The organism is Actinacidiphila cocklensis (assembly GCF_907177275.1).
In the GTDB taxonomy this organism is placed as follows: Bacteria; Actinomycetota; Actinomycetes; order Streptomycetales; family Streptomycetaceae; genus Actinacidiphila; species Actinacidiphila cocklensis.
The window spans coordinates 46,781-66,931 of the sequence record NZ_CAJSLV010000042.1 but is presented as its reverse complement, the minus strand read 5'-3'; the positions used below and the strand labels follow the sequence as shown (position 1 = coordinate 66,931).

25 protein-coding genes and 2 pseudogenes are annotated in these 20,151 nt (G+C 70.5%); 18 read left to right on the top strand and 9 right to left on the bottom strand.

The window, feature by feature from the left end; translation table 11 throughout:
- The first annotated feature begins 254 nt into the window (after positions 1 to 254).
- From NFU81_RS06220 to NFU81_RS06200, 5 genes and pseudogenes are all read left to right on the top strand, one after another.
- Positions 255 to 545 (top strand): peptidase inhibitor family I36 protein, encoded by a 291-nt coding sequence (locus tag NFU81_RS06220; RefSeq protein WP_251485824.1) that lies wholly within the window; start codon positions 255 to 257, stop codon positions 543 to 545.
- A 5-nt stretch (positions 546 to 550) separates the two neighbouring features.
- Positions 551 to 1,213 carry an FG-GAP repeat domain-containing protein gene (locus tag NFU81_RS06215; RefSeq protein ID WP_251485822.1) on the top strand — a complete coding sequence of 221 codons (663 nt, stop codon included), beginning with the start codon at positions 551 to 553 and terminating at the stop codon, positions 1,211 to 1,213.
- Between the two features lie 248 nt (positions 1,214 to 1,461).
- A pseudogene (gene tpg / locus NFU81_RS06210) lies at positions 1,462 to 1,696 on the top strand (telomere-protecting terminal protein Tpg); the annotation flags it as partial.
- A gap of 427 nt (positions 1,697 to 2,123) precedes the next feature.
- Positions 2,124 to 2,390 carry a hypothetical protein gene (locus NFU81_RS06205; RefSeq protein ID WP_251485821.1) on the top strand — a complete coding sequence of 89 codons (267 nt, stop codon included), beginning with the start codon at positions 2,124 to 2,126 and terminating at the stop codon, positions 2,388 to 2,390.
- Positions 2,391 to 2,452: 62 nt separating this feature from the next.
- Positions 2,453 to 2,653 carry a hypothetical protein gene (locus NFU81_RS06200; RefSeq protein ID WP_251486055.1) on the top strand — a complete coding sequence of 67 codons (201 nt, stop codon included), beginning with the start codon at positions 2,453 to 2,455 and terminating at the stop codon, positions 2,651 to 2,653.
- Here the strand turns inward: NFU81_RS06200 and NFU81_RS06195 are convergent.
- On the bottom strand, positions 2,641 to 3,207 hold the full coding sequence (locus NFU81_RS06195) for a TetR/AcrR family transcriptional regulator (RefSeq protein ID WP_251485819.1): 567 nt from the start codon (positions 3,205 to 3,207) through the stop codon (positions 2,641 to 2,643). The genes NFU81_RS06200 and NFU81_RS06195 overlap by 13 nt on opposite strands.
- Positions 3,208 to 3,314: 107 nt before the next feature.
- On the opposite strand from NFU81_RS06195, the gene NFU81_RS06190 reads away from it, so the two are divergent.
- Complete coding sequence (locus tag NFU81_RS06190; protein WP_251485817.1) at positions 3,315 to 4,028, top strand: MBL fold metallo-hydrolase; 714 nt, start codon at positions 3,315 to 3,317, stop codon at positions 4,026 to 4,028.
- A 747-nt stretch (positions 4,029 to 4,775) separates the two neighbouring features.
- Here the strand turns inward: NFU81_RS06190 and NFU81_RS06185 are convergent.
- The 6 genes from NFU81_RS06185 to NFU81_RS06160 all read right to left on the bottom strand — a co-directional run bounded on the left by NFU81_RS06185 (position 4,776) and on the right by NFU81_RS06160 (position 8,844).
- Positions 4,776 to 6,308: a Kelch repeat-containing protein gene (locus tag NFU81_RS06185; protein ID WP_251485815.1), complete on the bottom strand. Its 1,533-nt coding sequence runs from the start codon at positions 6,306 to 6,308 to the stop codon at positions 4,776 to 4,778.
- Positions 6,305 to 6,634, bottom strand: a complete 330-nt coding sequence (locus NFU81_RS06180) for a carboxypeptidase-like regulatory domain-containing protein (RefSeq protein ID WP_251485813.1) — start codon at positions 6,632 to 6,634, stop codon at positions 6,305 to 6,307. Before NFU81_RS06180 ends, NFU81_RS06185 begins: the two co-directional genes overlap by 4 nt.
- 755 nt (positions 6,635 to 7,389) lie before the next feature.
- On the bottom strand, positions 7,390 to 7,488 hold the full coding sequence (locus tag NFU81_RS06175; RefSeq protein WP_251485810.1) for a helicase associated domain-containing protein: 99 nt from the start codon (positions 7,486 to 7,488) through the stop codon (positions 7,390 to 7,392).
- 210 nt (positions 7,489 to 7,698) lie between these two features.
- Positions 7,699 to 8,016 carry an EthD family reductase gene (locus NFU81_RS06170; protein WP_251485808.1) on the bottom strand — a complete coding sequence of 106 codons (318 nt, stop codon included), beginning with the start codon at positions 8,014 to 8,016 and terminating at the stop codon, positions 7,699 to 7,701.
- Positions 8,013 to 8,579, bottom strand: coding sequence for a dihydrofolate reductase family protein (locus NFU81_RS06165; protein WP_251485805.1), 567 nt, complete (start codon positions 8,577 to 8,579; stop codon positions 8,013 to 8,015). The genes NFU81_RS06170 and NFU81_RS06165 overlap by 4 nt, the downstream gene beginning before the upstream one ends.
- Positions 8,580 to 8,637: 58 nt before the next feature.
- Positions 8,638 to 8,844 (bottom strand): hypothetical protein, encoded by a 207-nt coding sequence (locus NFU81_RS06160; protein ID WP_251485803.1) that lies wholly within the window; start codon positions 8,842 to 8,844, stop codon positions 8,638 to 8,640.
- Between the two features lie 155 nt (positions 8,845 to 8,999).
- Here NFU81_RS06160 and NFU81_RS06155 point away from each other — a divergent pair, with 155 nt between their 5' ends.
- The 5 genes and pseudogenes from NFU81_RS06155 to NFU81_RS06140 all read left to right on the top strand — a co-directional run bounded on the left by NFU81_RS06155 (position 9,000) and on the right by NFU81_RS06140 (position 12,519).
- Positions 9,000 to 9,245 carry a hypothetical protein gene (locus tag NFU81_RS06155; RefSeq protein WP_251485801.1) on the top strand — a complete coding sequence of 82 codons (246 nt, stop codon included), beginning with the start codon at positions 9,000 to 9,002 and terminating at the stop codon, positions 9,243 to 9,245.
- Positions 9,137 to 9,532: pseudogene (locus tag NFU81_RS41205) on the top strand (replication-relaxation family protein); the annotation flags it as partial. The gene NFU81_RS06155 and the pseudogene NFU81_RS41205, both read left to right, overlap by 109 nt.
- Positions 9,533 to 9,806: 274 nt before the next feature.
- Positions 9,807 to 10,445 (top strand): hypothetical protein, encoded by a 639-nt coding sequence (locus tag NFU81_RS06150; protein ID WP_251485799.1) that lies wholly within the window; start codon positions 9,807 to 9,809, stop codon positions 10,443 to 10,445.
- A gap of 257 nt (positions 10,446 to 10,702) precedes the next feature.
- Positions 10,703 to 11,644, top strand: coding sequence for an undecaprenyl-diphosphate phosphatase (locus NFU81_RS06145; protein ID WP_251485798.1), 942 nt, complete (start codon positions 10,703 to 10,705; stop codon positions 11,642 to 11,644).
- 296 nt (positions 11,645 to 11,940) lie between these two features.
- A complete protein-coding gene (locus NFU81_RS06140) occupies positions 11,941 to 12,519 on the top strand; it encodes a hypothetical protein (RefSeq protein WP_251485796.1) in 579 nt (192 codons plus the stop codon).
- A 397-nt stretch (positions 12,520 to 12,916) separates the two neighbouring features.
- On the opposite strand, the gene NFU81_RS06135 is transcribed toward NFU81_RS06140, so the two are convergent.
- Positions 12,917 to 13,708: an alpha/beta fold hydrolase gene (locus NFU81_RS06135; RefSeq protein ID WP_251485794.1), complete on the bottom strand. Its 792-nt coding sequence runs from the start codon at positions 13,706 to 13,708 to the stop codon at positions 12,917 to 12,919.
- A gap of 328 nt (positions 13,709 to 14,036) precedes the next feature.
- Here NFU81_RS06135 and NFU81_RS06130 point away from each other — a divergent pair, with 328 nt between their 5' ends.
- The 6 genes from NFU81_RS06130 (at position 14,037) to NFU81_RS06105 (ending at position 19,209) form a co-directional block, all read left to right on the top strand.
- The gene (locus tag NFU81_RS06130; protein WP_251485793.1) at positions 14,037 to 14,627 is read left to right on the top strand and encodes a hypothetical protein; all 591 of its coding nucleotides are present in this window, start codon (positions 14,037 to 14,039) and stop codon (positions 14,625 to 14,627) included.
- A gap of 759 nt (positions 14,628 to 15,386) precedes the next feature.
- A complete protein-coding gene (locus NFU81_RS06125; protein ID WP_251485792.1) occupies positions 15,387 to 15,749 on the top strand; it encodes a DUF6415 family natural product biosynthesis protein in 363 nt (120 codons plus the stop codon).
- Between the two features lie 288 nt (positions 15,750 to 16,037).
- Positions 16,038 to 16,367 carry a hypothetical protein gene (locus NFU81_RS06120; protein WP_251485791.1) on the top strand — a complete coding sequence of 110 codons (330 nt, stop codon included), beginning with the start codon at positions 16,038 to 16,040 and terminating at the stop codon, positions 16,365 to 16,367.
- A 10-nt stretch (positions 16,368 to 16,377) separates the two neighbouring features.
- Positions 16,378 to 18,234, top strand: a complete 1,857-nt coding sequence (locus NFU81_RS06115; protein ID WP_251485789.1) for an alpha/beta hydrolase — start codon at positions 16,378 to 16,380, stop codon at positions 18,232 to 18,234.
- A 13-nt stretch (positions 18,235 to 18,247) separates the two neighbouring features.
- On the top strand, positions 18,248 to 18,697 hold the full coding sequence (locus tag NFU81_RS06110) for a hypothetical protein (RefSeq protein ID WP_251485788.1): 450 nt from the start codon (positions 18,248 to 18,250) through the stop codon (positions 18,695 to 18,697).
- Positions 18,697 to 19,209, top strand: coding sequence for a hypothetical protein (locus NFU81_RS06105; protein ID WP_251485787.1), 513 nt, complete (start codon positions 18,697 to 18,699; stop codon positions 19,207 to 19,209). The genes NFU81_RS06110 and NFU81_RS06105 overlap by 1 nt, the downstream gene beginning before the upstream one ends.
- A 189-nt stretch (positions 19,210 to 19,398) precedes the next feature.
- Here NFU81_RS06105 and NFU81_RS41200 read toward each other — a convergent pair whose 3' ends face one another.
- A complete protein-coding gene (locus tag NFU81_RS41200) occupies positions 19,399 to 19,620 on the bottom strand; it encodes a DUF6233 domain-containing protein (RefSeq protein ID WP_422665151.1) in 222 nt (73 codons plus the stop codon).
- A 265-nt stretch (positions 19,621 to 19,885) separates the two neighbouring features.
- Between NFU81_RS41200 and NFU81_RS06100 the strand changes: the two genes are divergently transcribed.
- Positions 19,886 to 20,149: a hypothetical protein gene (locus tag NFU81_RS06100; RefSeq protein WP_251485786.1), complete on the top strand. Its 264-nt coding sequence runs from the start codon at positions 19,886 to 19,888 to the stop codon at positions 20,147 to 20,149.
- Positions 20,150 to 20,151: the final 2 nt, after the last annotated feature.

Genomic DNA, 20,151 nt, shown 5'->3' with positions numbered 1-20,151 from the left:
GTCATCGGCGCCCTGGAACGGTCGTCGCTGGTGGGCCAGTTGACGTTTCCCCACGATCCGCGCTGGGCCGCCACGCGTGACGGTGTCCGGCAGCGGGCCGACCTGCGGGGGAGCCGGGCGGGCTCGCACGGGGGTTCGGCGGATCGGATAGATTCGCGCTCTGCGTCTCCGGGGTGGGGCCGAATGGGTGGGGGAGCGTGCTGATGCGTCGCAGGGTGGCAGCGCGAGGATTGGCCGCGATTACGGTGGGGGCGTTGCTGTCGCTGCTGCCCACGGGGGCGCCGGCGCAGGCGGCTTCAGGGAGTTACGCCTGCCCGAAGGGGTACTTCTGCGGGTGGAGCGGCGAGAACGCCACCGGCACCATGATGAAAACCAAGACGGACATGCCCACGATGGGCTCCTGGGACAACCGCATCCGCTCGTCGGCCAACCGCACCAGCGTCGTGGTGTCCCTGTACAACGAGCCCGCCTACTCGCTGACCGGATACGCCGAGGACGACGGGCCGATGAACCCGGGCGAGATCAACGCACGATCAGTTCGCTGAAGTTCGTGCGGACCGAGCGCGAGTGCAGGTATCCGGCGTACGTCGTGTGGCACGCTGAGAAGAGTCCGGTCAGGGCCGGTTTCGGTGACATCGACGGGGACGCCCGGGCGGACGTGCTGTCCAGGGACCTGGTAGGTCGGCTGTGGTTCATGCCCGGCAACGACGACAACGGGCGGCTGATCGGCAGCGGCTGGAACAGCATGACGGCCCTGACCCGGCACGGGGACCTCACCGGCGACGGCATCGAGGACCTGCTCGCCCGGGACACCGCGGGAAACCTCTGGCTCTACCCGGCCACCGGCCGCTGCGGCTTCCTGTCCCGACGCCTGGTCGGCGGCGGGTGGAACGCCATGGCCCGCATCACCGCCGCAGGCGACCTCACCGGGGACGGGACCAACGACCTCCTGGCCGCGGACAGGACCGGAAAGCTGTGGCTGTACCCGGGGACGGGACACAGCCACTTCAGCTCGCGCCGCCTGCTCGGGAGCGGTCGGAACGCCATGACCGCGCTCACCGGCCCCGGCGACGTCACCAGCGACAAACACCCGGACCTGCTGGCACATGACACGGCCGAAAAGCTGTGGCTCTGCCCCGGCGCCGGGCACGGCACCTTCCGCGCACCCCAGCAGCAGAACGGCGACTGGTGGAAGGTCAACGGGACCTTCTGAGACCCGCGCCGGGACCACATCCCGTCCGGCCGCCGAGGAAGACCTGGACCTCGTGGACGAGGCCGTCCCTGACGGCGATCGCCTCCACGCCCCAGTACGCTCGCCCGTCGTGAGCCGGTACTGGCAGCGGCCAGGCCCCGGATCGACGCGCCGTTGCGTGGCGCCATGCCGTTCGGCGCGCCGCCCGCGCTCCTGCCGCAGGATCTCAACCCGCTCGCTCTGCGTTCGCACCGGGGTGCCGTCCGGCCTGCGCCGCACCGGGCGGCACGGACGACGGCCGGATCCGCCGGATCACCCCAGCACCTGCCGCCCGTCTACGCCAGCCGACTCTTCGACGCGCAGGCCGCCGGCGCCACCGAGCAGCAGTTCCAGGCCATCGCCGCCGAAGGACTTCAGGAGATCTACTTCAAGGACCGCGGCCGCCGCGCGGCCGACCTCGAGGTGGAGTTCACCGACATCGACTACGTGGAGCTGGACTTCTGATGACGCCGCCGAGCCGGCCCCCGCCAGTGAGGGCGGAGAAGAGGAAGACGACCCCGGCTTCCGGTACGTCGGCGTGGAGATCATCTGCACTCCGGAAGTCGCCGACGCCATCGCGCAGCAGCTCCGAGACGCCGTTGAGGAGATCCTGGAGGGCTACACCGACGACGACATCATCGACTACGGAGTCGGCTGAGGCCCCCGTGCGAGCCGGCCCGGCAACGGCGTGTACGACAGCGCTGGGCATATTAGCCGGGTCCGGGACGGCCGGCGGGGAAGGACGGGGCGGTCTGGTGATCTGCTGGGCTGGTTAGCCTTGAGCTGATTTTGGCGGGGTTGGGGAAGGGCGGGTTCGCGGCGGGCCGGGTTTCGGTGGGGGAGGCGCTGCGGCTGCTCGCGGTCGTATGGCTGTTCTGGGTGGGGCGTAACTGTGCTGTGGCTGCTGGGCGTGCCGAACCTGGCGGTCTGGGCGCCGGCGTTGATGTATCTGGGCGGTTGGCGAAAGCGCCGTCAGCTGTCGATAGGGGTGGGGATGGCCGCCGTGGTGGCGGGCATTGCGGTGGGGTTCTTGCTGCTGGACGCTTTGCGGGAGCATCTGCCCGAAGCGCCCGCCGAGGCGCTGGCCGCGCGCGTCGCGGTCATTCCGGTCAGTGTGGTGCTGGTGGTGTGGACACGGCTGTCGCCAACGCGTAGATAGCTGTGGATGAGTGTCCTGCACCTGAGGAGGGGCCGCGCAGCCTCGCCGGCGTCGTGCCTCAGATGGGGTCATCAAGCTCCTGGCAGTTCACCCGCTACGGCCTGATCGTCCCCGCCGCCACCCTCGCGGTCTCCGCCCTCTACCTGTGGCTGCGCTACTTCGCCCTGGCGTACATCGGGGAACGCCGGCGCCCAGCCGCAGGGCTCCGGAGTCGCCGTTCCACGGCTGCGACCCGGCGGGACAACGCCCCTCATGGAGCCTGAGCACGGCTGTGCGCCGGTCCGCCGTCGTCGCCGGCGGTCAGGGCACGGCGGATCTGTGTGAGGCCGTACGCGAAGGACCGGTCGACGTCGCCGCCGAGCCGAAAAGCACCGGAGATCTCCATCCAGAGAAAGCCGGTGGCCCACGCCGTCACCAAGCGCGCGGCTTCGAGCGCGTCCTGCTCGCCGACGAACTCCCGGCCCATGCGCAGGACCGGGCCTGCTGCACGAGCGAGGGCTTCAGGTGGTGCGGCAGGAGACTGCATCAGCCTGAATTCCTCCGGGCGCTGACGGGCGAAGTCGCGGTAGGCGTGGCCGAGTGCTTCGAGCGAGCCGTCGGTCGCCTCCAGGCGGGCGGTCAGGTCGTCGACGGCCGCCTCCGCGACGGCTGCGAGCAGGGCAGCGCGGTCGCGGACGTGCTTGTACAGCGAGGGAGCGCGCACGCCCACGCGGTCGGCGACGCTCCGCATCGTCAGGCGGTCCTGGCCGCCGGCGGCCAGGATGCTCCGGCCCGCTGCGACGATCGCGCCCAGTGACGTCTTCTCAGGAGCTGGCATCGTTGGTTCCGCCCCATAAGCTATTGCTCTTAGCCATCATGCCTATCTATCGTAGCCTTCGTACGCTCCGGTGTCCTCGGCATCCGGAGACTTCGAAGGGGGAACACATGAAGCTCGGCCCGCACCTGCACCGCCTCGGAAACGATGTGGTGGCCTGCTACCTGATCGACACCGCGGAGGGCATCACACTCGTGGACGCGGGCCTGCCCGGGCACTGGCGCGACCTGCAGGCCGAATTGAGCTCGCTGGGCAAGACCGCCGACGACATCCGCGGCCTGGTCCTGACCCACGGGGACTCCGACCACATCGGTTTCGCCGAGCGACTGCGGCGCGAGCACGGGGTGCCGGTGTACGTGCACGCGGCCGACGCCGTCCGTGCCCGTACCGGAGACAAGCCCAAGACCCCGGCCGGCCCCATGCGCCTCGGCCCCGCGCTCGGCTTCTTCTCCTACGGCCTGCGCAAGAACGGCTTGCGTCCCACCTATCTCAGCGAGGTCGTCGAAGTTGCGGACGGCGACGTCCTGGACCTTCCTGGCAGCCCCGAGATCGTGCCGATGCCGGGCCACTCGCCGGGCAGCGTCGCGGTCTATGTGCCGCTGGCCGACGCGGTCTTCGTCGGAGACGCGCTGACCACCCGGCACGTACTGACCGGGCGCGGAGGCCCGCAGCCGGCGCCCTTCACCGACGACGCGGCCGAGTCACTGGCCTCACTCGAACGGCTGGCCGCCCTGCAGGCATCCTGGGTACTGCCCGGCCACGGTGCTCCCTGGCAAGGGTCGCCGGCCGACATCGCGGAGGCTGTCAGGCAGGCCGCGTCGTAGCAACGGCCGGCAGGCCGGGACCGGTCGCGGCGGCGGATTCAGGGACAGTCGTGAGCCCCGCCGCGCCCGCGCGCCAACGGGCGAGCGACAGCATGGTCCCTCCCTGCGCCCCTTGCGGGGTCGAGGCGGCACGGTTCATGGCGCATCGGGGATGTGAGTGGGCATCCTCGTGGCAGCGGTTGTTCGTCAGCCGTGCTCGGAGGCTGATAGACACGTCGTGCGCTGTAGTCGCGTGCCGGTCTGCTGCCTGAGGTAACCAAGCCGCTGCTCTCTGGCCAAGATGCGGTGGACCGGCTGCCATAGCGGTGGCCGCTCACACGCGCCAGCTCCCACGGGCACGCGGTGAGTGAGCGGACTGTCGTTGCCGTTGCGCTCTCCGTGCAGCCCAACGAAGCGGAGCTGCAACAGCGGCCGTCAACCACCATTGCCTTTTCTTGAGCGCCTTTCTGGGACTGCCCTCGTGGTCGCCGCTTTCGCGATTTTGCGTAGGCCCGGAATCGCTGGGCGTTTGCCTGTTTGACCCTTGGCGATCGCCTCCACGAGTTTCATCCTCGCGGTCCGCGCACCGCTCCCGCAGTTCGGGCGATGGTCGCGGCGACGCTCTGGATGGTCCGGCGGGGACGCGTCGCGGAATCCTGCGGTCCCTCGCCCCCCGCGGGGCGGCGGCGGTGCGCGATGGCGGTGCCACTCGGATGCCCACGCGGGGGAAGAGGGCGGGCCTGGCGCGGCCCTCGGTGCCTGGTCCGGCTACTGGCAGCTGTGGTCGGGCTTCAGGGTGAAGTCCTCGCTGACCGTGGCGCCCTTGGCCAGTTTGACGGTGGCGCCCTTGGGCGCCCAGCCGTCCTTCGCCACGATGAGGCTGAGCGGGTTGTTGCGCACGTCCATCCACATCGCGTACGCGCCGCCGGCGTCGGTCTTGAGGGTGACGCTCTCGGCCCAGCTGTCGAGCTGGACGGTCGCGCTCCTGATGGCGGCGGTGGTGCCGGTGCAGTCGGTGCCCGAGACCGTTCCGCTGATCTTTCCCCAGGTCTTCGGCGGATTCACGGTCATGGCGACGGTGATCGGGTCGATCTGGTACGGGGTGTCATGGGCGATCGTGAGCCACGCCGTGTACGTGCCGGGCTGGACGATCTCCGGGCCTGACGCGTCGACCGTGACCGTCTTCGACGCCCCCGGCGCGAGGGTCAGCGCAGAGGTGTCCTCCGACAGCCAGGAGGCTTCGGACGACGTACCGCACTGGCCGTAGCCGGGGAGCAGTTCGGCGCTCCTGGTCGGGCTGGAGGAGCTCACCGAGCCGCCGACCTTGTAGAAGCCGCAGGCGCTGCCGCCGCGGTAGACGGCGTTGTTGGAGTTGGGCAGGTTGCTCCAGGTCTCGGTGGACGGGTCGTAGGCGACGCCCTTGTTGGTGAGGGTGACCGAGTTGTCGGTGATGCCGCCGGAGAGCAGGAGCTTGCCGTTGGCGCCCACCGCTCCGGTCCCCCACAGGTCGAAGGGCATGTCCGGCAGGGACGTCCAGGCGCCGGCCGACGGGTCGAAGGTGTAGGCGGCCTTGGTGCTGGTGGAGGCGGCGGTGCCGCCGGCGCAGAAGAGGGCCCGGTCGATCGCACCGCAGCCCAGCCAGGAGATGGGCTGCGGGTAGGCGGCGCCGCTGCTCCAGGTGTCGGTGTCGGTGTCGTAGACCTCGACGGTGTTCGTGCCGCAACTGGTGGTGCAGCCGCCGATGAGGTACCACTTGCCGTCGATCACGGCCGAGGCCGCTCCGGCCAGCGGCCGCGGGTTGGGGGCGCCGCTGCTCCAGGAGCCGGTCCTCGGGTCGTAGATCCGCAGCGACGCGACGGTGCCCTGGGAGGCGTCCCAGCCGCCCGTGAGGTGGAGCTTGCCGTCCACGAACGCGGCCTGTCCTGCCTCGCGCGGGGTGCCGGAGTCGGCGATCGGCGACCACGCGAGGGTGGTCGGATCGTAGACGTAGCCCGCCGAGGTGATGACGGAGCTGGTCGCACCGGTCACGCTGTAGACCTTGCCGTCGTCGCCGGCGGCGACGGCGTTGTCCATCAGCGAGGTCGGGAGGTCGGCGATCGAGGCCCACGGCTCGGCTGCCGAGGACACCGGCACGGTGGCGGCCTTCGTGCCCTTGGCCGGGTTCAGGAAGCCCGGCGAATAGCTGCCAGGGATGTCCTGGACCGCCGCGCCCGCCGGCTGCTCCGCCCGGTCCTGCGGGGTGAAGCCCTTTTCGCGCTCGCCCAGTGTCAGGCTCGCCTTGGCGGTGCCGGTGTTGGTCACGGTGCCGGTGGCGGACTTGCTGCGACGGTCTTGGCGATGCCGGACGGGGTGACGGACAGCCGGCCGGCGCCCAGCTCGACGTCGGCGGTGGTGACCTTGTCCGCGGTGATGTCCGGCTTGGCCGTCGAGCCCTCGTACAGCAGCTTCGTGGCGTTGACCGGGTGGGGGCCGGTGAGGGTGGACACGAACCAGTAGAAGCCGTCTCCCAGCGCCGGGTCGTCGGGCGTGGCGGCCGAGGTGGCTCCCTCGCCCGCACGGTCGGCGGACACCACCGAGGCGCCGGGGACGCCCGCGCCGGTGTTCTTGTCCAGGACCTGGCCGATCACCAGGCCGCCCGTCGTGGGCGCAGGGCCGGTTGCCGACGAAGACGTCGTCGACCTGCCAGTAGTGGGCGGCGGTGGCGGCGAAGTGGAAGCGGATCCGGACGTCGCTGTGGCCGGCGGCGGCCGCGAGGTCCGCGATCTCGGTGCGTGCTCCGATGCGGTTGACGGTCGTGAAGCGGCTGACGTTCTGCCAGGTCGTTCCGCCGTCGAGGCTGAGGTCCACGTCCGCGGTGCTGTTGACGGAGTAGGCCCAGTAGGAGCTGCCGAAGGACATGAAAGGGTCGGACACGCCGCTGAAGTCGTAGGCCGGGCTGACCAGGGAGGTGTCCTCGCTGACGCCAGGTCCGTACTTGGCGCTGTCCATGATGGCGAAGGTGCCGGAGCCGCCGGTGTGGTTGCCGCGCGCGCCGGGGTCGTCGAACCGCCAGGTCCGGCCCGCGCCGAGGGATGGCGGTTGCCGCAGATGCAAGGTCGGGTTGACCAACCACGACGCCAGCCGTGCAGCCTGACTCTTCACCTCGCTGGTCACGACGGTCGAGCGTGCACCCTCCAATGGGACAGGACATGCGGCAGACGAGCTGGTCCGACGATACGACCGGAAGCGTCCCGGGAAGGCCGCTGTACGCCCGTGTGGCGGTCTGATGTCAGCAGCCGGGTCCGTTGGCCACCTCGTGTCAGCGGGGCAGCCACAGCAGCGCACAAGGGTCGGGCCCGGACCCCTCGGGGGGGTCCGGGCCCGGCCCTTGGCTGCGCCGCTGCTACGAGCGCATTCCCAGCGCGTCGAGTTCCGCGCGCCGGTCCGCGCTCAGGCTGTCGGCCCGGCGTCGGGCGTTGTCCACGAAGGTGCCCAGCCGCACCTCAGTGACCGTCCGTCCGGCTCGGCCAGCTGCTCAACCGCCTTGCGGGGAACAGCCTGCAGGCTGCCCTCACGGGCGTGGAACTGCCGGGCGGCCCGTGACAGCGGCCAGTTGGAATTCCCCACGTACGGCCGGTTGTCTGTTCACTGTCAGTAGCCCTATTCGGTGCGCCGGCCTCGCTCGTCCGGTGGGTTCTCCTGCCGGGATCGCCTACAGCACGCTGTCGTGCACGGTGAAGGTCATGGTGTGCAGGGGAGCGAGTTCTCGCAGGTGCGCGGCGTCGGCGCCGCACGCGAGCCCCTCGGGTGAGGCGAACGCGGCGCGCAACTCGTCCATCGTGTCCCAGTCCAGCTCGGCGACCATGTAGTACGGGCAGTCGCCGCCAGTGGCGGCCAGGTCCCGGCCGACCGTATAACGGCGAAGCCCCGGCAGGCGTCGCGCGAGCGGGATGTGGACCTCGCGGTAGTGCTGCTCGAACCGCTCGGGGTTCGTGGGCGTCTCGTACAGGGCGACGAAGCGTGCCGTCATCGGGCAGCCCTCCGGTACCGGGTGAGGACGGCGGGACCGACGTGCGCGACATCCAGCAGCTCCAGGTCCGCCGGCCGGCCGCTGGCGGGGAAGAGCCGGCGGCCGGTTCCCAGGACCGCGGGAAAGGTCAGCAGCCGGTACTCGTCGACCAGGTCCGCGTTCCTCAGCCGGTCCACGATCCCGAGGCTCCCGAGGACGAGCACGTCTCGCCGCTCGCGCCTGACAGCGTCGACCAGGTCGTCGTCCAGGACCTTCGAGTTGGCCCAGGTCGAGGTGTCGGCCTGGGCCAGAGTGCGGGAGGCGACCAGCTTCGCCGCGGCGTTCATGCGCGCGGCGTAGGGATCCTGTCGGCCGGGCCATATCCGCGCGAACAGCTGCCAGGTGACGCGCCCGAGCAGCAGCACGCCCTCGTCCAGCGCGGGGCCGAGGCGGAATCTGTCCTCCGTGCCGACCGCCTTCCCGCCGTACCGGAACATCCAGCCGCCCAGCGGCGTGCCTTGCGACCCGTCCGGGTCGGACACGATCCCGTCCAGGGTGATCAATTCGACGACGATGACGCTCATGCGGGGGTTTCCCTTCGGTTGGGTGCTCACCGGTACGTACCGGCGGCACCGCCCCGACTCATCGCCCCGGGCGGAATTCACCCGGAGGAATCTCGCGTGGCAGCCCGAAGACGTCGAAGACGCGCGGGTCGGCGAACACGACCTTGCACGCGACCAGCCCCGCGGTGACGGTGAGGACCTGCAAGGTGTGCGCACGATGCCCGCCGCCGGACTGTGGCGCGTAGGCGGCGAGCGCGGGCTGCCCGTTGGCGGTCAGCGCCCGCATCGCTCAGCCGGTACCGCGCAGGTCGAACACGCGCTCCATGAATCGGCCGTGGCCGCTGCTGCTGCGACGGCCCGGGGAAGGGGCTGCGGGCGGGCTGTCAGTGTGTCAGGCGACCATGGAATGCCTCCATGTATGACTTGTAGGGGAGGCAGTAGATGGCGAAGCCGCGGTCGACGGTCCGGGACCGGGAGGACGTGCTGGGGGTGCTGAAGGTGGCCACCGCCACCCAGGTCATGCACGTGGTGCGCCCCGGCCTGTCGGACAACAAGGTGATCCGCAACGCGCTGCTGGTGTGTCAGGCGGCGGGCCAGGTGCGTTCGGAGGGCGACACGGCAGGCCCGGCGGGGAGGTTCGGGGCACCGGACCGGACCGGGGAGGCGTCGCAGAGCTGTGGAATTTGACGGATCCTGGCCTGGACGCGGCCAGGCGGCTGCTGGAGCGCGATGCCGATCAGATGGGCGGCAGCGCCCGGGGCGTCGGCCGCGGCGGGGCGCCGCACGCGATGGCCGTCAATGCCACGATCATCGCCATCATCCGGGGCGGCATCGGCGGCATCACCTCCTGGCGCACCGAGGTACCGCACCCGCTCAGCAGCACGGGCAAGCGCAACGTCCGCGCCGACGCGGTCCTGTGCGCCCCCGACGACGGGCTGCCTCTGCTGATGCTCGAGGTCGACCGCGGCACCGAGCCGGTCTCACGCGTCGCCGCCAAGCTCGCCTCCTACGTCGCGTTCTACCGGCGCAGCGTCAACGACCCCGGGGAGCCAAGCGACTGGACGGCGCGCATGACGGGAACCGGCCAGGTGCCGTTCTGGGAGACGCTCTACCCCGATACCGGCCTGCCCGGCTGGCCGCCGCTGGCCATGGTCTTCACCGGCGCCGGCCCCCGCGCGCTGGCCAACCGGATGCGGGATGTCGCCCACCTGTCCCGGGAGCGCTGGGCAGCCGAGGAACGCGCCGACCGTGACGGCAGCGACGGCTACCCTCGATTTCACCGAGCGGGTGCCGCTGGTGCTCACCACCCTGGAGCGGTTGCAGCAGCACGGACCGTACGGACCGGCCTGGTGGCGCGTCGCACAGCACCTCACCGGGTTCGAGCCGCTGCTCCAGGCGCTCACCGACGCCCACACACCGGCGGCCTACCGGGAGCGCCAGGAGCAGCGGGATGCCGAGCGCTGGCAGCGCGGGGAAGTCGAGCGGGCAGCGGCCAACGCCGCAATGCAGCGCATGTGGGACGACGATCCGGACGACGACGAAGACGAGCTGGAAGAGGCGCTGTGCGCGACGCCGGACTGCGGATGGCCCCTGAGCGTGCTGCCCACCATGGACGACGAAGCCACCGCCCCTGTCCCCATCCCGCCCGAGGACGGGGCGTACTGCTGGGTGTGCCGGTTGAGCCGGGACTACTGGGAGAAGCCCGGCCTGCGCGGCGCGCTGCGCAGGATGTGGAACGCACCCAGCTATCCGCCGTTTATTAGACACTCCCGGTGGCGGCTGACCAGCTCCGGTCGGCCGCTGGCCTGCAGGCCGTGCCGCCCTGACGGCCATCACCGTCCATATCGATCCCCCCGCTGTCGAGGACCTGCACGCCGTACTCGCTGACCAGGGCGCTCTCTGAACGGCCTGCTGCGTGCCGCTTCCTGACGAGTGCGCAGGGTGGGGGCTGGGCTACTCACAGAGACTGAGGCCATGTGGCCGCCATGCGCCATTCGGTGGGAATTCACCCGCTCTCTCTTGCTTTCCTCCTTGCCCTCTCTTACGTTCACCTGGACTGTCTACAGCGATGTAGACACTAGTGGTTCTGTGTCACCGCGCCCATGGCAACTCCGCCTGCCACCCCTTGCCCTTGAGGACGTCCAGTGTCTGATCTGTCCTATCTCCAAGCGGTCACTATCGGCGCCCTGCAGGGCGTGACGGAGCTGTTCCCGGTGTCCAGCCTGGGCCATTCCGTGCTGGTGCCGGCCTGGATCGGCGGCTCCTGGCAGCATCTGGTGACCGAGAACGCCAGCAAGGATTCGGGTTCCTCCCCGTACCTGGCGTTCATCGTCGCGCTGCACGTGGCGACCGCCCTGGCCCTGCTGACGTACTTCCGCAAGGACTGGGTGGCCATCATCAAGGCGCTGTTCACGACCTTGCGCACCCGTACAGTGACCACGTCCACCGAACGGCTCGCCTGGCTCCTGGTCGTGGGCACCATCCCGGTCGGCCTGACCGGCCTGGCCCTGGAGCACACCTTCCGTACGCTGTTCGCCAAGCCGGAGGTCGCCGCGGCCTTCCTGACCGTCAACGGCGTGATCTTGTACGTCGGCGAACGCCTCCGCCGCGGCGCCGTGGCCCGCGCCGCTGCCCCCGAGCCGGCCTTGAGCGCCGGGCCGGGCGCGGCCACCAAGGGCGACATCCAGGCGCGCGCGCCGAAGCGCCGGCTGGATACCCTCAGCTACCGCGAGGCCGGGGTCATCGGCCTGTTCCAGACGCTGGCGCTGTTCGCGGGCATCAGCCGGTCAGGCATCACGATGGTCGGCGGGCTGCTGCGCGGGCTGGACCACGAGGACGCGGCGAAGTTCTCGTTCCTGCTGGCCACCCCGGTCATCTTCGCGGCCGGCGTCCTCAAACTGCCCACCCTGGCGGGATCGGCCGGCGACCACATCCACGGCCAGGTCGCCGTGGGCTTCCTCACCGCCGGCGTCTGCGCGTACGCCGCCGTGCGGTTCTTGTCCCGCTGGTTCACCACCCGCACGCTGACCCCGTTCGCGATCTACTCCCTCGTGGCCGGCATCGGCAGCATGATCTGGTTCGCATGACGTGTCGGGCGTCGTGTCCGGCGCCGCAGCCTCGATCGCCTCGCCTACCCGCGGCGCGCGCTTCCCACCGGTTGGGCGGACGAGCGTGTCACTGGGCACGGTGTCTGTGCATGGCACACACCAGCCGGGACCAAAAGGTGCCGCTGCCGGTCGTCCTGGAGTTGGCGGGATGCCGGCGGGGGAGTGGAGCGGGCGCGGGGCGCGGTTGCTGGGGTTGTCTGGTGAGGTGTCCGAGGCGGAGATGGAGGCGCCGCCGGCACCTGCTTGCCGAAGCCCGCCGGCGCATCGCCCGCGAGTTGCGCGGCCGCCGCGCCGAACCCGGCCTGGACGACCAGATCACCGACGCGGCGATCGGCGCGCACTGCGTCGACATCACCCCGACCCCGGTGGCGGGTCGCCGGTCGCGGCCGCCCGGGCACACCGCCTACACCGCCACCTGGCACCCGCCGCTGCCCGCCCGGCCAAGCGGCACCGAGGCGGGGGAGGACGCCGTGCCGCAGCTGAGCGTCCACGCCCGGGCGGTGGCCACCAGCATCAGCCTCCAGGCCCTCCTGCGGACCTCAAGGACCCCGGCCGGACCCGTCCGACCGGCCCCCGCCGCACCCGCGGGCAAGCCGTTGCCGACCGACCAGGCGACCGCCGTGGCGCTGTATGAGCAGCTGGTCTTCGCCGACCCGGCCGGAGCGGACGACGACGGCCAGGAGGGCCAGGAGCAGCAGCTGGTGCTCTTCCCGGAGCGGCTGGAGTGGCTGCGGGAGCTCCAGCGGCGGGTCGGTGAGCTCGCGCGGGATGTGCCTAAGGCGAAGGCGAAAGTGCGACGTGGCGGGACCGGCAGCACTCCGCTGCACCGGCCGGGCTGCCGGCCGCGTCGCTGAACCGGCTGGAAGCCCACGTGGCCGTGGCCGGCCGCCGGGACCGTGGGGAGTTCTCCGTATGGGCTGAGCAGTTCTATAGGGGAGTTGTCGGGCGTTCGCTCCACCCTTGCCGGACAGGCTCTGGTCCAGCTCAGAGGGTGGATGCGCCCACCGCCGGCGAAGGGGCTGAGGCAACCCCAGAAGCAACCTCAGAGGCAACCGCAGCAGCAACCCCTGGCGGGCCTACGTCGCGATGCGCAGCGGCCGGTCCGGTCGGCAAGAGGGGCACGGGGCGGCTCGTCGCGCTCGAGAACGGCGCGGGCCTGCTCGGTGCTGGCGGGCCGGGCGAGGCCGCGGGCCGTGTGGCAGTCGCCGCGCGCACGATGCGGGCCGGGCTGCGCGGGCGGCCCTGGCGCTTCTACGGCTGGTGCGAGGTGGTGGTGAGGAAGTCCAGGACGAGGGGGCTGGCGTGGGTGCGGCCTTCCTCGAAGTAGGCGTGGCGGGCTCCGGGGATCAGGTGGAGTCGGGCGTCGGGGATGCGGTCGGCGAGCAGGGGGGCGTTGGCGGTGGGGTTGAGCAGGTCGTCGGTTCCGTGGATGACCAGGGTGGGGGCGCTGATGCCGGGCAGGAGGTCCCAGGCGTTGTGCCGGCTGCTGGCTGCGAGGTGGCGGCGCCGGGAGTGGGCGGGCATGCGGGGGTCGCCGAGGGTGTGGTGCGGGCCGGGGTGGTCGGCGAGCCAGCGGGGTGTGTACATGAGCTCCAGCAGGGCTTGTCTTGCGGCTTCGGGTTGAGGCTGGGCCAGGGCCTGGCGGACGTCGTTGTCGCGTTCGATGCTGTGTGGGCCGCCGGGTGAGGTGCAGCCGAGGATCAGGGCGCTGACTCGGTGCGGGTGGCGGGCGGCGAGTTGCTGGGCTACACGGCCGCCCATGGATGTGCCGTAGATGGCGGCCCGGTCGATGCGGAGGTCGTCGAGGACCGCGATGACGTCCTGGGCGAACAGCTCGGTGCTGTGGGGGGTATCGGGCTTGTCGCTGTCGCCGGTGCCGCGGTAGTCGAGGGTGAGGGTGCTGCGGACGGGGTGGAAGTCGGCGCGGACCGGGTCCCACCAGTGGTGGTTGTTGGCCTGGCCCGCCAGCAGGACCAGCGGCGCCCCTTGGCCTTGGAGCTGGTAGGCGATGCGGGTCCTGTCGGGCGTCGTCGTGTACTTCATCGGCTGGTTCCCTCAACTCCGGTGTGGGCGGGAACGCTACTCCGCTCGGGTCTTCGAGTGGCCGTGAACCTCTGGTGGTCACGGCCGCCGGAGAAGTGGCGGCAGCAGATCGCTGCCGCTGGCCACGGCCCGGCAGGCACCGGGTGTCAGTGGAATGCTGACATCCATGACGATGGATCACGCGGACCGTCCGGAAGACGCTGGAGGCTGCCGAGCGCCTTCTTCGGGCTCGCTTCGGCGGCGGGGAGTACCTGGATCCGGTGGCGGTGATGTCCGCGGTGCGGACGCGGGCGAATGCGGCCCCATCCAGCGGGCAGGTTCGGAGGAGGTGCTGGCGGCGCTGACGCAGATCGAGGATGCCCAGGCCGATCTGGACGCGCTGGAACGGGATCTGATCCGGGCCGCCCGGCGCCGCCGTGCCTCCTGGCAGCGGATCGCCGACGCGCTGGGGCTGGCCACCCGTCAGTCCGCGGAGACCCGCGCGCTGCGACTGGAGCGGGCCACCACCCGCACCGGCGGCAGGGACGTCGGAGCCCAGCGCCTGGAACACGCGCGTCAGCGTTCCGCTGACACGTGGTGTGAGCTGCACCAGGACCGGTTCCGGGAGGTCGGCGAGCGCCTTGTCGGCATCTCAACGGCGTGGCCGGCCTTGCGGGACGACCCGATGCTGCACATGCTGGCGGCCATGCTGGCCGCGGGCGCCACCGGGCCCCAGCTCGCCAGAGCACTGGACAACCTGCGCCCGGTCCTGGCCCCACACGGCCAGGACCGCCTGGAGCCGACCGGGCCGGGAGCCGCCGAAGCGGCCGATGCCCTCGAGGCGGTGCTCGCCCTGCTCGCCGAGGTCGCTGCCAGGCGGGAGGCGGTCCGCACGACCCGCGATGCTCCCGGCAGCAGGCCTGCAAGCAGGCGCCGCTGAGGATGGCGGCCGGGGCCAGCCTGCTCGCCGACCCCGGCGTCGGCCAAGGCGACCCGGTAGGAGCGCCACGTCCTCATCAGCGTGCGGCGCGGAAGCCCCGGCGGACGAACTGCAGGGAGAAAGCGGCCCGCCACCAGGGAGCGGCGGTGCACGCCTTCCGGCTGTGGTCGCGCCTGTACCCGGGGACCGGCCGGGAGGGGTACGTGCCCGTCGCGTTCGTGTTCACGGGCAGGACCGCGGCGCAGCGGGAGAGCCGGATGCGGCGTCTGGAGCAGGCCGCCCGCGCCTGCTTCGCCGGCACCCGCTACCCGGGGCGGGACGCGGGCATCACGGCCGTGAACTACCACCAGGCGGTGCCCGTGGTCGTCACCGAGCTGGAGCGGATCATCGCCGACCCGGCCGGGGCCGGCGGCGCGGTGTGGCGCAGGCTCGGGCTCGATGAGTGGCAGACACTGCCCGATGCCCTGGACAACCCCGACGGCGACCGGCTGTACGCCGTCCAGTACGAGCGGGCTCGCCGCCGTGAGGCGGAGCGCGAGGCCGCGGAGCGGGAGGCGCAGCGGCTGGTGTGCCGCCGGTGCGGGGCGAAGTTCACCGACGACCGCTGGCAGATGGTCCGGCAGTCCTCCTGGGCCGGCGAACAGGACCGCCTGTGCGGGCCGTGCGCGAAGGACGACGCCGACCGCGGACTCGCCCGGTTCCTCCACGGCGCAGGCCCGGAGGAGGCCACCACCGGCGCCCCGGTGCGGACAGCACCCGATGGCCACCCCCCTGCACGACCCCATGGGACTGATCGAGGCCGCCCTGCCGTTCGACCGCGCCCCGCACGAGGCGCTCATCACGGCCGTGCTCGCGTGGACGGCGCCGGGCCTCCCCCCGCGCGACTACGAGCAGATCGCCCTGCAGCTGACCGGGCACGCACGCGGGGTTGCCGCCGACGTCGCCCGCCGCGCCGCTCGCCTTCCCCCGGACGACGGCCGCCGGATCCTGGCCGAGGTCGTCCTGGGGGAGGCGAGCCATCGGCTGTCCGTGCCGGTGAAGGGCGCCGCCGGCGTCCAGGGCCGCGCACACCTGCTCCGCGCGCTGTATGAGCGGCTGGACGGCCTTGCGGGGTCGCGGTGATGGACGTGGGGGTTCAGGGGCCTTCGGGTGGCGGCGCGGGTGGCGGACGATATGAGTATGACTACTCATATCGCAGGAATGAAAACTCACAGTAGTGTGTGGCTGATGTTCCATCAGGGGTCACAAGTGACCGGGGAGGGGTGGGTGCTATGTCGTTCGAAACGGAATGGGCCCAGATCAAGCAGGAGGTATCCGGCGGGCCGGTGTTGACGCTGGCGCACGCCGACGCCGGAGGCGGCGGGGGCACGCCGGACGTCACGGGGGGTGACGCGGGGGGTGGCGTCGAGCATGGCGGCGTGGAAGGCGGCGGCACAGGGCGTGGGGACCCTGGCCGACAACCTGACGAAGGCGGGCCACGAGTTGCTGAAGGCCCGCCAGGGCATGGACACCAGCTTGCAGTTCTACGACACGACCTTCGACATGCTGATGGCCCAGGACGAACTGCACGCCACGTGGAGCGGGTACGTCCAGAACCTGATGAGCCGGTGCGACGCCCTTAAGGGGCAGTTGACGGCCGCGGGCGGAGCCCTTTGCGTCAGCGACAAGATCACCGAGGCCGAGTTCGACAAGCTGGACGACGGCTACAAGGACACGCCGGCCGCCTGCGGTCAGGACTAGGGGCCGGCCGGTGGACTTACCAGCTCTGAAGTTCCTCAAGACCTCGCAGCTCGAGGACCTGGCCGACGGCTATCACGCGCTGAGCGCCGGGGCCGGCCAGGGCAAGGACGACATCGAGAACAGCATCAGCGCGAAGATGCGCGTCGCGAAACTCGCGGGCCTCGGCGCAGACGCCGCACACAAGCAGCTCAGCGAGGTGGCGGAGAACTTCCACTACATACAGGTGGAATGCGGCCTGGTCAGTACCGCGCTGCGGGCGTTCGTCTCGGACATATCCCCGGCCAAGGCCAAGTTCGACGCGGCTATCGCGGACGCTGCGGCCCACAAGTTCACGGTGGCGGACAGCGGCTTCATCACCTACCCCGCAGGGGGCGGAGAGGAGGGCGAGCCGGCCACGGGCGGCACGGCGATGGGTCTCGCGGATCCTTCGAACCGCGCGGTGGCCCGCCAGAACGCGGACTTCGACCCCAACCCCCACCACGCCGTGGCCCAGGACATCGCCGACCGGATCTGTGACGCCCTGCGGGAGGCCACGGCGGCCGACGACAGGTGGGCGCCGCAGTTGCGCAAGCTGATGGCCGACGACGACCTGACGGTCTCCCCGGAGGACTGGGCCGACGCCCAGAAGGACATGGCAGGCGTCGACAAGGACGCCAAGACTTATCTCAGCCACCTCAAGCCCCCGCCCAAGGGCGGTCGGCCCGAGGACAACGCGGACTGGTGGAAGAGCCTGTCACCGCAGGACCAGGCCGACTACCTGGCGGCCTACCCGGGCAGGATCGGCGCACTGGACGGCCTGCCCGCCGACGTCCGCGATGAGGCCAACCGCACGGTCTTATCCGAGACCCGCGGCGACTACCAGGCCAAACTTGACGCGATCGGTCCGGAGCCGACGGAGTACGAGAACATCATGGACCCCTCCGGGCGTGGGGTGAAAACCGCCGAGTGGCTGTACTGGAAATCGCAGTACGACGCGTTACAGCCCGTGCCGAACCGGTTGAAGGGAATGGATGCCATCCAGGACCGTTTCGATGCGACCGGCACTTCAGGCGCCAACGGCACTGTCGGCCTGCCCGAGGCGTACCTCCTCGGTTTCGACCCGGAGGGAAAGGGCGACGGCAAGGTCATCCTCGCCAACGGGAACCCGGACACCGCCGAACACACCGCCATATACGTACCCGGCACGACGACGAAGATCGACAAGATCGGCGGCGACATCAACCGGGGGGTGAGCCTCTGGCAGGCGAGCAGCGAGACCGATCCGAACGCCAAGATCTCCACCATCACCTGGTTCGACTACAACGCTCCGAACAACATCCCGGCCGCCATCCACGACTCCTACGCGCACGACGGAGCGCCCGCGCTGCGAGGCTTCCTCGACGGCAACGCCGCGGCCCACGAAGCAGCCACCGGAGGCAGAGCGCACACCACCCTCATCGGCCACAGCTACGGAAGCACGCTCATCGGCGACACCGCCAAGTACAGCTACCCGCACCACGACGGGGCCGTCGACCCGCTGCCCGTCGACGACGTGGTCGCGGTCGGCAGTCCGGGCATGCAGGCCAAGCACCCCGGAGACCTCGGCCTCGATCCCACGCACATGTGGGCCGAGGGCGGCGGCGGCCTGGACCACCTCGTTCGCGACGGCGGACGCTTCACGGGACTCGGCGGCGGCGGGAACATCCCCACAGACCCGGCCTTCGGCGGCAACGTGATGTGGTCCGACGCGGACAACCACAGCGCGTACTGGGACTCGCACAACGGCCAGCCGTCGGTCAGCCTGCAGAACCAAGCGGACGTCATCGTGGGCCAGTACGACCACGTCCAGATCATGTATGCGTCGCCGTACGGACCACCGCGGCAATGAGGAGAGGAGCGATGTGTCCGACACACTCGGGTACGAACCGCGAGTTCGTCCCACCGGTGAAGTGGCAGCGGAGATCGCCGCACTGTCGAGCTCCGTCCTCGACATAGTGCACGTCCAGGGAAGGATCACCGAGGGCGCTCCCATGGAACTGCCCTGGGACGAAGGGGACGACCCCGCCAGATACTGCAACATCACGCATTTGTGGTCACTGTACGGCGTGGACGACACGGTACTGGAGGCGGGAATGACCGCTCTCGCCGACCGCCTGCCGGAAAACGGCTGGACCGTGGCGAAGAACGGCCCCGACTCCAGCAGGAGCAGGAATCATCAGATCCTGGCCGTCCATATGGCGACCCGCGCCCAACTCGAAGCCACCAAGAGGAAAGGCATCAACGGGCGGGAGCCGCTGATCCTCTTCTCCGTCTACTCCCGCTTCTTCATCCCCGTACAGGAGCCACTTTGATGCAGACCACAACCGGCGCACGGTACGCCTGGCGGAGCGCGGCGCTCGTGTGTGTCCTCGTGGCGGCCGCTGGCTGCGGCGGGAACGGCACACCGGTCCGCGACGCGCAGGCCGTCACGGACGAGGTCGCCACGCAGTCCGACGCGGTCCTCACCATGACGCAGGTCAAGGGCAAGGTCTCCGGAAGCGGCGCCACCGAGGTCTCCTGCAACTACGACAACGACGACGACCCGAACCGCGAGATGCTGAACATGTGGTCGCTGCACGGGCTGGACAACACCGTCCTCGGCAAGGCGATGGCCAACCTGGCTGCGGGACTCCCCGAAAAGGGCTGGAAGGTCGTGAAGAACGGCCCGGACAGAAGCATGAGCAGGAGCCAGGAAATACAGGCCGTCCACCTGGCCACGAAGACGCAGCTCGACGCCACCTGGCAGAAGAACCTCCAACGCGGCGATCCGATGATCGTCTTCCACGTCTACTCGCGCTGCTTCCGCAAACCGAGCGACAACTGACAGCAGGCGTAGCCGACTCTCAGGCGATGCCTGGTCGCCCCAGGGCGACCCGAACGGGCCGCCCGCGCCGTCGGTGTGCGGGTGATGCGCACTGCGGTCGGCGGAGCTGTGACTGAGCGCTGTCCCCCCACATCGTGCTCGCGGTGAACCTGGTATCCGCCAACCTTCGTTGATCCGGTCCCTCGCCATCTACGCGGCCCTTCTCAGCGGCAGGTCGGGTCGGCACGTCGGGCATGGTGCGGCGTCGTCGCGCGTCAGGACGGCGCGGGCCTGCTCGGTGCTCGCCGGGCGGGCGAGATCGCGGGCGGGCCGGCAGGGGCGTGCCGGGCCGGTGGGTCGCCGGGCGGTGCAACCGGCAATGCCGGGGCCGGCAGCCCACTTGTCCGGGCCGAGGCCGTCTACGAGGACCATCAGCGGATCTTGAACGGCGAGCACGACTTGGGACCTGCCGCAGCCACCTACCACCAGCGCGTCGTGGTGGGGCGCACTGCCGCCACCGCGGCTCTGAGCAACGCGGATATCAGTCCAGACGGGTCATCGCCTGCCCGCCAAGGCGAGCAAATATCGGTGACTGGCAGTGCGCGATCTCTCACATACGTACGATCGTTGCGATTGTTGGTACTGGTGGGGGGATTGGGTCATGACTGATCTAAATGTGAAACCAGACGAGTTACGCGTGTCCGCACAGATGGCCGACGCCATCAACAGCCAGGCCATGCACGCCCAGATCAACCAGGCCGTCACTGACACGGACACCGCCGCGGACTTGCTGAGCAGCTGGTCGATCCATGCAGAGCTGGACGAGTTGGCCAACACCTGGCGACCAGCGCTGAAGGGCCTCCAGGACCGGATGTCCGCAGGCGCCGACGCGCTTCGCGGCTGCGCCACCACGCACGAGTGGGACGACACCCTCCTCGGCCGCGACTTCGAGGGGCTCTAGAC

Bases quoted from the DNA above. Each gene is read 5' to 3' on its own strand.
- NFU81_RS06135 (WP_251485794.1), bottom strand. From the start codon at position 13,708: ATGAAGTACACGACGACGCCCGACAGGACCCGCATCGCCTACCAGCTC.
- NFU81_RS06165 (WP_251485805.1), bottom strand. From the start codon at position 8,579: ATGAGCGTCATCGTCGTCGAATTGATCACCCTGGACGGGATCGTGTCC.
- NFU81_RS06120 (WP_251485791.1), top strand. From the start codon at position 16,038: ATGGCGGCGTGGAAGGCGGCGGCACAGGGCGTGGGGACCCTGGCCGAC.
- NFU81_RS06195 (WP_251485819.1), bottom strand. From the start codon at position 3,207: ATGCCAGCTCCTGAGAAGACGTCACTGGGCGCGATCGTCGCAGCGGGC.
- NFU81_RS06105 (WP_251485787.1), top strand. From the start codon at position 18,697: ATGCAGACCACAACCGGCGCACGGTACGCCTGGCGGAGCGCGGCGCTC.
- NFU81_RS06190 (WP_251485817.1), top strand. From the start codon at position 3,315: ATGAAGCTCGGCCCGCACCTGCACCGCCTCGGAAACGATGTGGTGGCC.
- NFU81_RS06160 (WP_251485803.1), bottom strand. From the start codon at position 8,844: ATGCGGGCGCTGACCGCCAACGGGCAGCCCGCGCTCGCCGCCTACGCG.
- NFU81_RS41200 (WP_422665151.1), bottom strand. From the start codon at position 19,620: ATGGTCCTCGTAGACGGCCTCGGCCCGGACAAGTGGGCTGCCGGCCCC.
- NFU81_RS06125 (WP_251485792.1), top strand. From the start codon at position 15,387: ATGGCCACCCCCCTGCACGACCCCATGGGACTGATCGAGGCCGCCCTG.
- NFU81_RS06155 (WP_251485801.1), top strand. From the start codon at position 9,000: ATGGCGAAGCCGCGGTCGACGGTCCGGGACCGGGAGGACGTGCTGGGG.
- NFU81_RS06170 (WP_251485808.1), bottom strand. From the start codon at position 8,016: ATGACGGCACGCTTCGTCGCCCTGTACGAGACGCCCACGAACCCCGAG.
- NFU81_RS06200 (WP_251486055.1), top strand. From the start codon at position 2,453: ATGGGGTCATCAAGCTCCTGGCAGTTCACCCGCTACGGCCTGATCGTC.